Source organism: Rhizobium sp. CF142 (genome assembly GCF_000281145.1).
Taxonomy (GTDB): Bacteria; Pseudomonadota; Alphaproteobacteria; order Rhizobiales; family Rhizobiaceae; genus Rhizobium.
The window spans coordinates 88,393-102,786 of the sequence record NZ_AJWE01000021.1 but is presented as its reverse complement, the minus strand read 5'-3'; the positions used below and the strand labels follow the sequence as shown (position 1 = coordinate 102,786).

The following is a 14,394-nucleotide window of genomic DNA, read 5'->3' as shown; positions in this document are numbered from 1 at the left end:
AGACGAGCCGAAACGGCGGTTGTTCAGATGGTGACCCAGGCAAGCGGAAGCCCAAAGCTGGAGCACAAGGGCTATAACCGCGGCCTCATCCTCGGGCTGACGATGGCGGAATCCATGCTTCTGCTGGTGTTCTGCCTGCTGCTGGTTGCCGCCGCCATGATCACGGCCGAGCGGAAACAACGGATGGACGCCGAGCAGCGGCTCGCGCAACTGGAACAGCAGAATAAGGAACTATCCGCCCTGCTTGTCGAGGCGCAGTCCAAACTCGGCTCGAACATGTCGGCGACCGATCGCGCGAAATTCGAGAGCGAATGGCGCGAGCTGGTCTCTGCGCGGCAGATCATCGACAGGTTGAAAATGAACGACGCCAGCCCCGCTGATCTGGCCAAGCTGGCGGCGGTCGCAAAGGTACTGGCAGCGAACAACATCCCACTCGACAAAGCTCCAGACCAGCTCGAGCAACTGCTGCACGGGGACATCAAACCCCATGAATGGCCGCCTATCATTAGCCTCTCCGAAGCCGGCGGATATTACTTCACGTCAGGCAGCGCCGCGTTGACGCGGGAATTCGAGGATAAGCTTGAGACCTCGATCGCGGACCAGATTGCCGACAACCTCGAGCGTTACCAGGTCGACGTGGTCGAGGTGATCGGGCACACGGACGAGCAGCGCGTTGCCAGAAGCACATCCAATCTCGACGATGCGTCGATCGGCGTCATCGACGGCCAGTTACCTGTCGATGCCCTCCAGCCTGCCGATAATGCCGGGCTTGGACTCGCGCGGGCAATCGCGGTTGCGAATATTCTGAAGGAAAATCCGAAGCTGAAGGACGTGACCGTGTTGCCGATGTCAGCTGCCCAGCTGGTTATTCCGGGTGATGCGCTCACCAGCGGGCAGGCGGGAGACGTCAAGGAACGTCGCCGCATCGAGATCAGGATCAGGCGTCGGGCCGAGTCCCTGCAGCCCTGACCGGGAGCATAGCTAGCAGCTTGCACGTATGGTGAGTGACCATAGTGGCTCGCAATGGAAGCCTGTTGCCAGCCCGTCCGATAGCACCGCGGGACGGGCGGGTCTGGTCGCTGAACGTGCCATTCAGGATATAGCGCCACCTTTATATCGCTAGCGGCTTAGAACGTGGTCTCCTGCACCAACCACCAAACCGGGAGAAATCCCAGCGCAATAGCAGCCAACCATACTGACGCGAACTTGATCAGGTACTGCCTGCGTGCCTTCGCCTCGCTCCACTCGTAATACATCGCTGCCTACTCCCTCTCAGCAGCCCGTGCGAACCAAACTCGACGCCATGTCGTCGCAGGCGCCTACCTTACGGAGATATCGGGAGGCTCGGAGACCAGGAAATTTCCGTTGACCATGGCCGCTCCGGGCCAGCGTCATTCGCTCTACCACAGCGCCTGGACGGCGATGACGACGAGAAAAGCAACCACCACCACGGAAAGCATCCGTAAAACTGTGCGATTGGCCTGGGCGAGTACCTGTGGCTTCGGGTCTCGCTTGGGATGGAATTTGTGGCGACGTTTCTGTGGCGCTCCGGCTTGGGACGATTTGTTTGCTGCGGCCATGGCTGTTTCGCTCGACGTGGTGGATTTCCGGGACGCCAATCTAGCATGAAAGCTGTCTGGCGTTTAGTGCAGCGACACAGCGCTCACGCTCCACGAAGGCTTGGGTACCGTCGACCAAAGTTTCGATCCCTTGTCGGCGTGAGCCGTCGCCCGGGTAGCCGCGTTTGCGCCCGCACTTTCGACTGCGGAATGCCGAGCTGCAGAGAAGCGCCGCAGAGCTTGATGTGTCGGAAACCTGTTTTCCTGGGTCGGGTGGTTCCCGGCCCAGGAAAGCTGTCACGCGTGATGATCCCTTCAATCCTGAATGGCGGTGGCGCTTCCCGGCTTGAGTTTGACCTCGATGACGGGGACCACGACCTTCGGTCGGCGCACCGGCAGGACGAATGTCAATTGATCGTCGGCGACGGGGAATTGGGTATTCGTCCATAAGGTATTGCCGGATGGCTGCAGCCAGGTGACTTCGCTGCCGTCATGCAGGAACTGCGCATATTCGATCTTGCCCGCCAGCGCATCGAAATGCAGATGGCGATAGGGCCAGTTGAAGAGGTGGATGTAGAGGCGATCGCCATTCTGGGTCAGCCGGCAATCGAGCGGCGCGGCGAAATCGGACTGGGTGCAGCCGACGATGCTGCGCTCGTGCAGCGCCATCCACTCCTCATAAGCGGCAAGGGCTGCGGTCGCGCGGTGGTCGAGCGTGCCGCGTGCCGTCGGCCCGACATTCATCAGGAGATTGCCGCCCATGGCAACGGTGCCAACCAGCATCTGCACCAATTGTTCCCCGCTTTTCCAGGTGTCCTCGTCACGGTGATAACCCCAGGAACCGCTGAGCGTGTGGCAAGCTTCCCAGACGACGCGCTTGCCGTCGCGGAGCGGCCGGGCGCGCGGCATATATTGCTCCGGCGTGACGATGTCGGGCTGCAGGCCGGCAAGGTCGAGCCGGTTGTTGATGATGATATCGGGCGCAAGCTCGCGTACGAGACGGACGAGTTTCTCGCTTTCCCAATCCCGGTGGCCCTTTCCGACCAGTTCGTTAAGCTTCCATTGCGGATAGCTGAAGTCGAACCACAGGATGTCGATCCGCCCGAACCCGGTCAGCAGTTCGCGTACCTGCTCGCGCATGAAGGCGGCATAGCGCTGCATGTCCCTGCCTTCGTTGATCTTTAGCGCATCGGGATGATTGCGCTGCGGGTGGCGCGGATCGACCGTAAAATCGGGATGATGCCAGTCGATCAGCGAATAGTAGAAACCGATCCTCAGGCCCTCCGCGCGGAAGGCGTCGACGAACGGCCCCAGCAGATCCCGCCCGTAAGGCGTGTTGGTCACCTTGAAATTGGTGGCCTTGGTATCCCAGAGGCAGAAGCCTTCATGGTGCTTGGTCGTCAGCACCACATATTTCATGCCGGCGGCTTTCGCGCGTCTTGCCCATTCTCTGGGATCGTAGAGATCGGGATCGAAATGATCGAAATATTTCTGGTAGTCGGCGTCGGTTAGTTCTTCGCGGCTCTTGACCCATTCATGGCGCGCAGGCAGGGCATAGAGCCCCCAATGCACGAACATGCCGAAGCGGTTGTGAACGAACCAGGCCTTCTTGTCCTCGGGCAAGGCCAGTGACTGCAGATTGTCGGCATCCATGGAATGCTCCTCCTGTTCCAAACTTTAAGAGTTGGAGCATGATGTCGTCCGAAACCGCTCACACTTTTCGGCATCATGCTCTGGTGGCGTTCAGGTCGTTTCGCGGACGATGAGTTCGGGGACAATGACGATGCCGTGCTGGCGGTTTTTCGTTGCGATGCGGCTGAGCAGCAAACGCACGGCTTCCTCTCCCATCTCCCGCTTTTGCACTCGCAGGGTGGTCAGCGCCGGAGACAGCAACTCGGCAGTCGGAATGTCGTCGAAACCGATCAGGGCGATTTGCCCGGGGATCGAAATCCCGGCGGCTCGGCAGGCCTTCATGGCGCCGATCGCATTGAGGTCGTTGTAGCAGACAAGGGCATCGATCTCGGGCGCTTCCGCCAGTAATTGCGCAGCGGCCGCCTGTCCGCCGGCCGCGGTGGGATCGCAATAGACGATGCCCTGTGCCTTCAGCCCGTGGGCCGCGAGCGTCTTGCGAAAGCCGACGAGACGGCTCTTGCCGCCAAACGAACTTCGCGGCCCCGCGATGATCGCGATCCTGCGGCGCCCGCGCTCGACCAGGTGGTCGATGGCATGGGACGCTCCGGTCTCGTAATCCGTAACGATGGTTCCGGCGACTGCGTTGGGCGCCTCGCGGTTGATGAGCACCACGGCTCGGTGAGGCGCAAGCGCCTTATGAAGCGCGGCATCGGGCAGTCGCGCGCTGCAAACGATGATCCCGTCGACCCGATGCAGCAGCAGCGTCTCGATGAGTTCTTCCTCCCGCTTGCTGTTTTCGACGACATTGGAGAGCAGCAGATTGTAGCCGGCGGCACTTGCTGCGTCCTCGGCACCCCGGATGACTTCGGGAAAGAACGGGTTGGTGATGTCGGGAACGAGAAGGCCGATGGTCTTCGACCGATCGGATCGCAATCCGCGTGCGAAGGGATTGGGCCGGTAGTTGAGTTCGTTCGCCGCCAGAAGAATGCGTTGGGTGGTCTCCGCGCTGGCGCCGCCCTGGTCATTGAGCACGCGCGACACCGTCATCGGCGACACGCCTGCGGCGCGGGCGACATCGGCAATGGTTATTTTGGATTCTGGCTCTTTAGGGCGGCTCAACAGGATTGTCTCTTTAGAAGTTGCAGAAATTTACGATAACGATAACTAGCACAATTTCCCGTAAAGCCAAGGCTTGTTCGGCTTGTAATAAGGTGAAAAGAATCCTTTTGACAAGATTTAACGATAACGATAACGTTCTAAAAAGAGGAGAATACGTTAACGATAACCTAAGCAGAATATTGGGAGGAAAGAATGCAACACCTCAGAATTCTACGGCGGCAGGTTGTTTCGACCGTTGCCGCGGCGATCCTCGTCAGTACCGGCTGGGCCGGCGCCGCATTCGGCTTTGAGGAGTCGCCGGACCTGAAGGCGCTGGTCGATGCCGGCAAGCTGCCGCCGGTCGAAAAGCGGTTGCCCAAGGAGCCGCTGGTGCTCACGCCGCTTGACTCGGTCGGTACCTACGGCGGCACCTGGCGCACGGCCACCTTCGGCGGTGGCGACAGCGAGATCGAGCGTTCGATCGGCTATACGCGACTGGTCCGCTGGAATCCGGAATGGACCGAGGTGATCCCCGATATCGCCAAGAGCGTCGAGGTCAATGACAATGCCACCGAATATACCTTCACCTTGCGCGAAGGCACGCGCTGGTCAGACGGCGAACCCTTTACCGCCGACGATCTGGTATGGTGGAACGAGAACGTGCTGCGCAATACCAAGATCACGCCTGCGGCGCCCGACTGGCTGACCGCGGGCGGGCAGACCGTAAAGGTCGAAAAGCTCGCCGACGACAAGGTCGTCTTCAAATTTGCCGCGCCGAACGGCCTGTTCCTGATGAATATGGCGACCGTGCGCGGCTCCGATATTCTGGCCGCCGCACCGGCGCATTACCTCAAGCAGTTCCACAAGGATTTCAATCCCGATGGCATCGACGCCCTGGTGAAGGCGGCTGGCGCAACCGACTGGGTCCAGCTCTTCAACAACAAGATCGGCTTTCCCGGTCGTTGGCGCGATCTCGGCCGCCCGACACTCGATGCCTGGGTGCTGACCGCGCCCTATAACGGCACCACCCAGGTCGTCGCCGAACGCAATCCATATTACGCCAAGGTGGATACCGCAGGAAACCAGCTGCCCTACTTCGATCGCATCACCATCGATGTGATGCAGGATACCCAGGCAATCATCCTGAAGGCGATCAGCGGTGAAATCGACATGCAGAACCGCTTCATCGAGACGACGGATGCCCGTCCTGTCATCGTGCAGAACCAGGAGAAGGCCGGTTACGGGCTGTTTGTCGCCCGGCCGGCTTGGTCGAACGCGCTGCTGATCACTCTCAACCAGACCCACAAGAACCCGGCCTTGCGCGCGGTCTTTTCCAACAAGGATTTCCGCATCGGCCTCAGCTACGCCATCAATCGCGAAGAGCTCAACCAGCTCATCTACGCCGGACAGGCCAAACCTTATCAGGCAGCACCACGTGAAGGCACTGCGCTCTACGACGAGAAGATGGCAACGCAGTATCTGGAATATAATGTCGATCTCGCCAATCAATATCTCGATAAGGCGGGCCTGACCAAACATGACGCCGAAGGCTATCGCCTCGGCCAGGACGGCAAGCGGATCACTTTTGCGATCGACGCCTTGACCGGAAGCCCGATCCAGATCGACGCCCTCGAGATGATCCAGCGCTACTGGCGGGCCGTCGGTATCGACATGCAGCCCCGCCCGGCCGAACGTTCGCTCATCTTCTCCCGCCTGCAGAACAATGAGAATGACGGCCTTGGATGGGTTGGCGGCGGCGGTTATGACTTCCTCGGCCTGCTCGATCCCAAATGGTATTTCCCGCACGAATACGAGTCGAGCTTCGCGACGGCCTGGGGTCTCTACTACCAGAACCCCAAGGATCCGAACGCGGAGGAGCCGAGCCCGGCTGCCAAGAAGCAGATGGATCTCTACCGGCAGGTGCAGGAAGCCCCAACGCTCGAAAAGCAGCTGGCCGCGATGAAGGAACTGCTGGCGATTACCCGTGACGAATTCTACGTCATCGGCACGAACCTGGAGCCGGACCGCGTCGGCATCGTCAAGACCAATATGCGCAACGTGCCCAAGATCATTCCGAGCACATCGTTCTACATGACGCCGGGACCGGCCAAGCCGGAGACCTTCTACTACCAGAAGTAACGGCACACGACCGGCAGAGATGGCGTCTGCGGGCGCCATCCCACCAACACCAGACCAGTCCCAATCATTCAAACCGATCGGCGATCGCCGATTGAGGGAGCTTGAACATGGCCGGCTTCATCATCAGACGTCTGCTTTACATGATCCCGATGATGTTCGCGATCTCGGTCGTGACCTTCATCATCATTCAACTGCCGCCCGGCGATTTCCTGACTGCGATGACGGCGCGTCTTGCCTCCCAGAACGAAACGATCGATCCCGGCGTCATCGCCGGCCTGCGCGAACGTTATGGCCTCGATCAACCCTGGGCGGTCCAATACTGGAAATGGATCAGCGGCATCCTGCTGCGCGGCGATTTCGGCCAGTCCCTCGATTGGAACAAGCCGGTCAGCGAGCTTATCTGGGCTCGCATGGGCCTCACGATGGTGGTCTCGGTTACCACGCTGCTCTTCGTCTGGGCGGTGGCCTTTCCGATCGGCATCTATTCGGCGGTGCGGCAATATTCGGTGGGCGATTACTTCGCCACCTTCTTCGGCTTTCTCGGCCTCGCCATTCCGAACTTCCTGCTGGCCCTCGTGCTGATGTATGTCTCGTCGCAGTATTTCGGCCAAAGCGTCGGCGGGCTATTTTCCCCCACCTATATCAATGCCGCCTGGAGCTGGGCGAAGCTCGGCGATCTCATCTCGCATATGTGGATACCGGTCGTGGTGCTCGGCACCGGCGCCACGGCGGCGCTGATCCGCATCATGCGCGCCAACCTGCTCGACGAACTCAACAAGCCCTATGTCGACATGGCCCGCGCCCGCGGCTTGAGCGAAATCCACCTGCTGCTGAAGTACCCGGTGCGCGTGGCGCTCAACCCGTTCGTCTCCACCGTCGGCTGGGTGCTGCCTCACCTCGTCTCCGGCTCGGTGGTGGTCTCCATCGTCCTCAGCCTGCCGATAACCGGGCCGCTTCTGCTCAACGCGCTGTTTGCCCAGGACATGTATCTGGCCGGCACCTTCATCCTGCTGATGAGCATGCTGACGCTCATCGGCACGCTGATTTCCGACCTGCTGCTCGCCTGGCTCGATCCACGCATTCGCAACGGCTGAAGGACAACAACCCAATGACCGATCAAGCCATCGCGCTATCGCCTGAAGTGATCCGGAATTCCGACGCCGTCGCCGGCCAGTGGAAGCTCATCTGGTGGCGCTTCTGTCGCCACCGGCTGGCTCTCGCGGCAGGCGTCGTCATTCTCCTGATCTACCTGGTCGCCCTGTTTGCCGAGGTTCTTGCCCCGGTTTCATCGCAGACCTACGATTCCCGCTACACCTATGCGCCGCCCCAAAAAATCAGGTTCGCCGGCTACGACGCAGCGGGTCAATTTCATCCGCTCTACGTCAACGGCTATTCGGTCAAGATCGACCCGATCGCCCTTAGCCGCAATTACCAGACCGATCCGGCCATCGTCATTCCTGTCGGCTTCTTCGTGAAAGGCGAACCCTATCGGCTCTGGGGACTGTTCAATTTGGACCGGCACCTTATCGGCCCGGTCGAGATGGGCAAACCATTCTACCTGTTCGGCGCCGACCGGCTGGGTCGCGATGTCTTCAGCCGGACAGTGCATGGCACCCGCGTTTCTATGTCCGTCGGGCTGATCGGGGTCACCATCAGCCTCATCCTCGGCATTATCCTCGGCGGCATCTCGGGGCTCTACGGCGGCTGGGTGGACGATGTCATCCAACGTTGTATCGAACTCATCAACTCGATCCCGACCATCCCGCTGTGGATGGGCCTTGCGGCCGCCGTTCCGATCAGCGCCGATCCGCTCCTGGTCTATCTCTGGATCACGATCATCCTGTCGCTGATCGGCTGGACTGATCTGGCGCGAGTGGTGCGCGGGCGCTTTCTGTCGCTCAAGACGGAAGACTTCGTGATCGCCGCCCGTCTCGACGGCTGCTCCCGGATGCGCATCATCTGGCGGCACATGGTGCCTTCCTTCATGAGCCATATCATCGCCTCGGTGACGCTTGCTATCCCGACAATGATCCTGGCCGAAACCGCGCTCTCCTTCCTCGGCATCGGCCTGCGCCCGCCGGTGGTGAGCTGGGGCGTGTTGCTCCAGGAAGCGCAGAACATTCTCGCAGTGTCGAACGCTCCCTGGCTGTTTCTTCCCGGCCTGGCGGTGATCGTCACGGTGCTGGCCCTCAATTTCCTAGGCGATGGATTACGCGATGCTGCAGATCCCTATGAATACTGATCCCAATTTCACGGCCACCGGCGGGCAGCGGCAGGGTCCCGATCCCCTGATCGAAGTCGATGACCTCAGGACACACTTCTTCGGGGGTGCAGGCACGATCAAGGCGGTCGACGGTGTCTCCTTTAGCATCCCGCGCGGCAAGACCGTCTGCGTCGTCGGCGAATCCGGTTCAGGCAAGAGCATTACCGGCCGCTCGATCCTCAATCAGGTTCCGCGCGGCGGGCGGATCGTCTCAGGCGCGATCCGCTATCGCCCCGATCCTGCAGCACCGGCCATCGATCTGGCGGCGCTCGATCCGCGCGGCCTCGACATGCGGGCTATCCGCGGCGCCCAGATCGGGCTGATCAGCCAGGAGCCGATGGCGGCGCTTTCCCCCGTTCATACGATCGGCAACCAGATGGTGGAGGTGATCCGCCTGCATCTCAAGATGGGAAAGAAGGAGGCACGCGAACATGCGATCGAGACGCTGGCTCTGGTCGGCATCCCCCGGCCGGCCGAACGCATGGAAGGTTATGCCTTCCAGTTTTCCGGCGGCATGCGCCAGCGCGTCTGCATTGCTTTGGCGCTGGCTTGTCGCCCCAAGCTGCTGATCGCTGACGAGCCGACGACGGCGCTCGATGTGACGACGCAGGCCAACATCCTCGATCTGCTCGCCTCGCTGCAGGCCGATTTCGGGCTCTCCGTGCTGTTCGTCACCCATGATCTCGGTGTGGTGGCAGAAATCGCCGACGAGGTGGTCGTCATGTATGTCGGTCGGATCGTGGAGGCGGGCGATGTCGATACGATCTTCCATGCACCGGCCCATCCCTACACCAAGGCCTTGCTGCAATCGGTGCCGCGCATGCACGGCGCGCCCACCGAACGGCTCGCGACCATCGACGGCATGGTGCCCTCGCGTTTTGCCAGACCCGAGGGCTGCAGCTTTCATCCCCGATGCAAGGAGGCGAAGGCAGGTCTTTGCAACCAGAGGGATCCAAAACCCGTCGTCATCGGCGACAGGCACGTCGCCAGCTGCCTGCTTTGCGAGGGAGAACAATGATGGCCGGTTCCGTTACCCCACGAGCGCCCCTGCTCGAACTTGACGATCTCAGGATGTATTTCCCCATTCGCAAGGGCGCATTCCGGCATGTGGTCGGGCACGTCAAGGCGGTTGACGGCGTTTCGCTTCGTGTCGAGGACGGCGAAACACTTGGCATTGTCGGGGAATCCGGTTGTGGCAAGTCCACGCTTGCCCGCACCGTTCTGCGCATCTATCAGCCCACAGGCGGCGAAATCCGCTATCGCGACCGCAGCGGCGATACGGTCGATCTTGCGGCCTTGTCCGGTTCCGCCCTGGACGAAATCCATCGCGACCTGCGCATCGTGTTTCAGGACCCGCAATCCTCGCTCAACCCGCGCCTTCCCGTCATCGACATCATCGGCGAGGTGCTGAGTGTCAACGGTATCGTCAAGGGCAGAGAACTTGAGCACCGGGTAGCCGAACTGATGCGGAGCGTCGGCTTGCGGCCCGAATATATGCGCCGCTATCCGCATGCTTTCTCCGGCGGCGAACGCCAGCGCATCGGCATCGCCCGGGCGCTGGCGTCCAATCCTCGCCTGGTGATCGCCGATGAAGCTGTGTCGGCGCTCGATGTCAGCGTTCAGGCACAGACCATCAACCTCATGCAGGACCTGCAGGAACAGTTCGGTCTGACCTATCTCTTCGTCGCCCACGATCTGTCGGTCGTCCGGCACATCTCGGACAACATTGCCGTCATGTATGTCGGCCGGGTCGTCGAAAAGGCTCCGACGGAGCAGATCTTTTCGCGCCCGCTCCACCCCTATACCGAAGCGCTACTCTCCGCTGTGCCGATTGCCGATCCGAGGCTGCGCCGCTATGGCCAGCGCATCCGGCTGGCGGGCGAGGTTGCCGATCCCGCGCATCCGCCTCCCGGCTGCGCATTTCATCCGCGCTGTCGCTACGCCACCGAGCTTTGCAAGCAGGAGGTGCCGGCGCTTCGCACCGTCACGGCCGATGGACACGCAGCGGCCTGCCATCACGCCGAATCCCTGACGCTTAATCCCTTCGCCGACCGTACCGTTCCGGAGTTCAACTGATGCCTGAATTCATTCCACGCTCCGAGCAGCGTCCCATCGTGGATACCTCTTCCGCGACGCTCGATCTCATCTACTTCGATCTCGTCTCGCTTGCCTCCAATGAGCAGGACATTCGCCGGCTGGCTGCGCACGAAAGCCTCTACGTCGTGCTGTCTGGCCGGGTGGATATCGAGGTGGACGACATCATGTTCGAAGCCGTGGGCCGGCGAGCCGATATCTGGGGAGGCGATGCGGACTCGGTTTACGCGCCCGTCGGCGCCAATGTCCGGATATCGGCTCACGGCGGTCCGGCGGAAGTCGCCATCGCCGGCGGCCTCTGCGACACACGCTACGCGCCGTTTCGCGTGACGCCTGATGAGGTCGACGCGGTCAATGTCGGCTCGTCGGACACGCATAGCCAGAGGCGGATCGTCCACCTGCTCGGCCAGAGACAGAACGGACGCTGCGGCAACCTGCTCGTGAGTGAACTCTATGCCGGTGAGGGGTGCTGGTCCGGTTATCCCCCCCATAAGCATGATACGGAAGATGGCGACGTCGAGACCCGGCACGAAGAACTGTATCACTACCGCTTCCAGCCGGAGACCGGCTTCGGCAGCCAGATCACTTATGATGACGATGGTCCGGTCAAGATCCTGATGACCCGCCACGGCGACACCTTTCTGCTTGACCGAGGTTACCACCCGACAGTCACCTCCCCGGGGCACCGGGGATATATCTTCACCATCCTTGTCGGCAAGCATCGCCGGGGGCTGATCCAGCGCTTCGATCCCGCTCATCAGCATCTGACCAAAACCATCCCCGGCATCGATGCGATGCGCGCCAAATTCAAATAACCCGGCTCCTGGCCTCATGCGCCGGCAATGCCGCTCACCGCCAAACTTCCGCTGAAGGAGAGACGACCCATGCGTGAACGTACGCGAATAAACGTTGATGCCAGTGAAGCCGTGCGCCCGTTCGACCGGTTCTGGCGCGGCACCGGCTTTTCGCCTGCCGAGCTGCTGCTCGAGCCTGAAATGCGCCAGATGCTGGCCTATATCGGCGGCCTGCCGAACGAAGGCATCAAGTTCCTGCGTGTGCACTATCTCTACAATCTTCTAAGCGCGACGGGCGGCGCGGGTGGGGCCGGTTATGACTGGTCCCTGCTGGACCGCGCGCTCGACGTGATGATCGAACACCGCCTGAAGCCGTTCTTCGAGCTGATGGGCAACCCGTCGGGTCTCTTCACCGATTACGAGGACATGGATCAGGTCAAGCGCTGGCGGGACCTCGTGACGGCAACGGCAGACCGTTATGGCGCGCGTTACGGCATGGACGAATTGCGCACGTGGTACTTTGAAACGACGAATGAGGCCGACTCCGGCTGGTGGACCTATGGGGTCAAAGGCTATACCAACTACTACGACGCTTGCGTTGCGGGGCTCGATGCCATCGACCCGGCCCTGCCCATGGGCGGACCCGGCACCGCACGCACGCTCTCACCGATCTTTCGCGCCCTCATGGCACATTGCGACAGCGGCACGAGCTGCCTGACCGGTAACGGTCCGCCGCGCCTCGACTTCATCTCGATCCATGAGAAGGGCGTCAACGGCAGCAAGGAGGACTTGATCCCGAAGACGGGCGCCATCGTCGACCGCACATTGCTCGTCGTCGACTATCTGAGGGAGCATCACCCGCGCCTCGCGGGCCTGCCGATCGTCAATGATGAATGTGATCCGCAGCTCGGCTGGAGCGATTATCACAGCTGGCATGGCAAGGCCTATTACGCCGGTATCATCGCCCGCATCATCGAACAGCACGACCGGCGCGTCATAGCGCCAAAAGCGGCGAATTTCTCTTTCCTCAGCAATGACCACGCCTTTATCGGCGGTTGGGGCCAGCGCACGACTTTTGCCTATTTCGGCCCTCGCAACTTCACCAAAGCGCAGTGGGAGCACAAGACCGATCTGAACACGTTGGTCACGGATATCGATCGTGCGCCTCCCTTTGACATCATCAAGAAACCCGGCCTCACATCCATGGAATTGCTGGCAACGCTTGGCGATACCGTCTGCAAGGTGACGGCTGAGCCGCCGCTTGCTCCCGACGCGGATGGCCTGGCGATCCTGCCGACACGGCTGGCCGGGGGTGGCACTTCCATTAGCCTCATCCACAGCGTCGACGCAATCAACCGTTCGGGCCGGACTGCCGTGCGTCTCGAGGTGAGCGGGCTGGTTCCCGGCCGCCATGCGCTTTGCCTCCTGCGCATCGACGAGGAATTCACCAATCCGATGGAGGTCTGGGAAGCCCAACGCGATGAAAGCAATCCGCGGGGGCTGTTCGAGCCGGTCGGCGCCCCGCCCGAGCCGACGGAAGCGCAGTTTGCCGAACTGCGCCGCGCGCAGGAACCTGCTTTGCTGCACCCGATCAGCATTTTCGAATGCGACGGAGGCCGGATCAGCGTCGACGTGGATCTGCCGTTGCCTTCACTGACCCAGGTGCTTGTCGTTCCCGACATCGGCACGCCTCCGGCTGCGCCGACCGGCCTTGTCGTCGAACGCTATCTTGGTCTTGGCGGTCGCGAGGAACGCATGCTGTTCTGGGCTGCCGGCGATGCCCGGCCGGCCATTTTTTACGATGTCCTGATCAGTACCGACGGCGAGACCTTTGAACAGGTGAGTTCCGTCCCGCTAATCTCGACGGCATTCCTGCACATGTCCCCGCCTGAAGGCGTGCGTTATGCGGTCCGTGCTTGCGATGCATTTGGCCGCCGTAGCCAGCTTTGTATCTCTCCCTCATGAATAACGCCTTCCTGTCCCGGACCTGAACCATGGATATTGCCTATTTCACCAAGACCTTGGAGGGGCTGCCGCTCGAGAAGGCGGCGGAGATTACTGCGGATCTTGGGTTCGACTGTGCCGATCTTCTCGTTCGCGACGGCCACGCCGTTTCTCCTGACAGGCCTGAAGAGATCGCCAATGCCGTCAAGCTGCTTGCTTCAGCCGGCGTGCGCACGCCGATGGCGACCATCGACTCCACGCGGCCCGACGAGGCCGCATCCCGGCTCCTGGGTTGTTGCGGCGAGGCCGGCATAGGGCAGATCCGGCTTGGCTTCTGGCGCTACGACCCGTCGCGGCGCTGGAAGGTCCAGCTTGATGGGGCACGGCGCGACCTTGAGGGCTTCGAGCGCCTTGCCGAACGGTTTGGTGTCAAGCTAACCATTCAGCTTCACGGCGGGACCCTGCACAGCTCCGGCGCCCTGGCGGTGCAATTGCTGGCGGGGCGCGATCCCGCCAGGATCGGTGCCTATGCCGATCCGGCCAATCAGATCATTCGGGAAGGGAGCGAGGACTGGCGCCTGACCCTCGAGCTTCTCGATCCGTGGTTCTGCTGTATGGGCGTTAAGAACAGCGGTTGGTTTCCTGGTGCTTACGGACCCCACGGACAGCGCGCGTGGCATTCGGATTGGTTGGGGCTCGACGAAGGCATGGTGCCCTGGAACGAAATCGTCCCGCATCTGGTCGTCACCGGATTTGCCGGTGTGCTGTCGATGCATTCCCAGTACCGGGTTCCCCGGGAACAGGCGCTCGACAAGGTCCGCGCCGATCTCGCCCATTTCCGGCGCCTGGTCGCCGCAGCGAAAGAGTAGAA

Annotated in this window: 12 protein-coding genes; 10 read left to right on the top strand and 2 right to left on the bottom strand. The window is 61.3% G+C overall.

Features of this window, described 5'->3' with window-relative positions; genetic code table 11:
* Positions 1–27: 27 nt before the first annotated feature.
* A complete protein-coding gene (locus tag PMI11_RS06785) occupies positions 28–969 on the top strand; it encodes an OmpA family protein (protein ID WP_037070816.1) in 942 nt (313 codons plus the stop codon).
* 396 nt (positions 970–1,365) lie between these two features.
* Positions 1,366–1,629 carry a hypothetical protein gene (locus PMI11_RS37240; RefSeq protein ID WP_157179598.1) on the top strand — a complete coding sequence of 88 codons (264 nt, stop codon included), beginning with the start codon at positions 1,366–1,368 and terminating at the stop codon, positions 1,627–1,629.
* Positions 1,630–1,874: 245 nt separating this feature from the next.
* Here the strand turns inward: PMI11_RS37240 and PMI11_RS06775 are convergent, their stop codons facing one another.
* Both PMI11_RS06775 and PMI11_RS06770 read right to left on the bottom strand, forming a co-directional pair.
* Positions 1,875–3,212: an alpha-L-fucosidase gene (locus tag PMI11_RS06775; RefSeq protein WP_007814803.1), complete on the bottom strand. Its 1,338-nt coding sequence runs from the start codon at positions 3,210–3,212 to the stop codon at positions 1,875–1,877.
* Between the two features lie 90 nt (positions 3,213–3,302).
* Positions 3,303–4,310 (bottom strand): LacI family DNA-binding transcriptional regulator, encoded by a 1,008-nt coding sequence (locus PMI11_RS06770; RefSeq protein ID WP_081493218.1) that lies wholly within the window; start codon positions 4,308–4,310, stop codon positions 3,303–3,305.
* 192 nt (positions 4,311–4,502) lie between these two features.
* Between PMI11_RS06770 and PMI11_RS06765 the strand changes: the two genes are divergently transcribed.
* The 8 genes from PMI11_RS06765 to PMI11_RS06730 all read left to right on the top strand — a co-directional run bounded on the left by PMI11_RS06765 (position 4,503) and on the right by PMI11_RS06730 (position 14,392).
* On the top strand, positions 4,503–6,428 hold the full coding sequence (locus PMI11_RS06765; protein ID WP_007814799.1) for an ABC transporter substrate-binding protein: 1,926 nt from the start codon (positions 4,503–4,505) through the stop codon (positions 6,426–6,428).
* A 107-nt stretch (positions 6,429–6,535) separates the two neighbouring features.
* Entirely contained in the window at positions 6,536–7,522 is a 987-nt protein-coding gene (locus PMI11_RS06760; protein ID WP_007814796.1) for an ABC transporter permease, read from the top strand.
* A 14-nt stretch (positions 7,523–7,536) separates the two neighbouring features.
* On the top strand, positions 7,537–8,670 hold the full coding sequence (locus PMI11_RS06755) for an ABC transporter permease (RefSeq protein ID WP_007814795.1): 1,134 nt from the start codon (positions 7,537–7,539) through the stop codon (positions 8,668–8,670).
* Entirely contained in the window at positions 8,660–9,709 is a 1,050-nt protein-coding gene (locus tag PMI11_RS06750; protein ID WP_037070814.1) for an ABC transporter ATP-binding protein, read from the top strand. Before PMI11_RS06755 ends, PMI11_RS06750 begins: the two co-directional genes overlap by 11 nt.
* Complete coding sequence (locus PMI11_RS06745) at positions 9,709–10,767, top strand: ABC transporter ATP-binding protein (protein ID WP_085990526.1); 1,059 nt, start codon at positions 9,709–9,711, stop codon at positions 10,765–10,767. The genes PMI11_RS06750 and PMI11_RS06745 overlap by 1 nt, the downstream gene beginning before the upstream one ends.
* Positions 10,767–11,600, top strand: coding sequence for a 5-deoxy-glucuronate isomerase (locus PMI11_RS06740; protein WP_007814789.1), 834 nt, complete (start codon positions 10,767–10,769; stop codon positions 11,598–11,600). The genes PMI11_RS06745 and PMI11_RS06740 overlap by 1 nt, the downstream gene beginning before the upstream one ends.
* 69 nt (positions 11,601–11,669) lie before the next feature.
* Positions 11,670–13,544 (top strand): GH39 family glycosyl hydrolase, encoded by a 1,875-nt coding sequence (locus PMI11_RS06735; protein WP_007814786.1) that lies wholly within the window; start codon positions 11,670–11,672, stop codon positions 13,542–13,544.
* 29 nt (positions 13,545–13,573) lie between these two features.
* Positions 13,574–14,392: a sugar phosphate isomerase/epimerase family protein gene (locus PMI11_RS06730; protein ID WP_007814784.1), complete on the top strand. Its 819-nt coding sequence runs from the start codon at positions 13,574–13,576 to the stop codon at positions 14,390–14,392.
* The last annotated feature ends 2 nt before the right edge of the window (positions 14,393–14,394 follow it).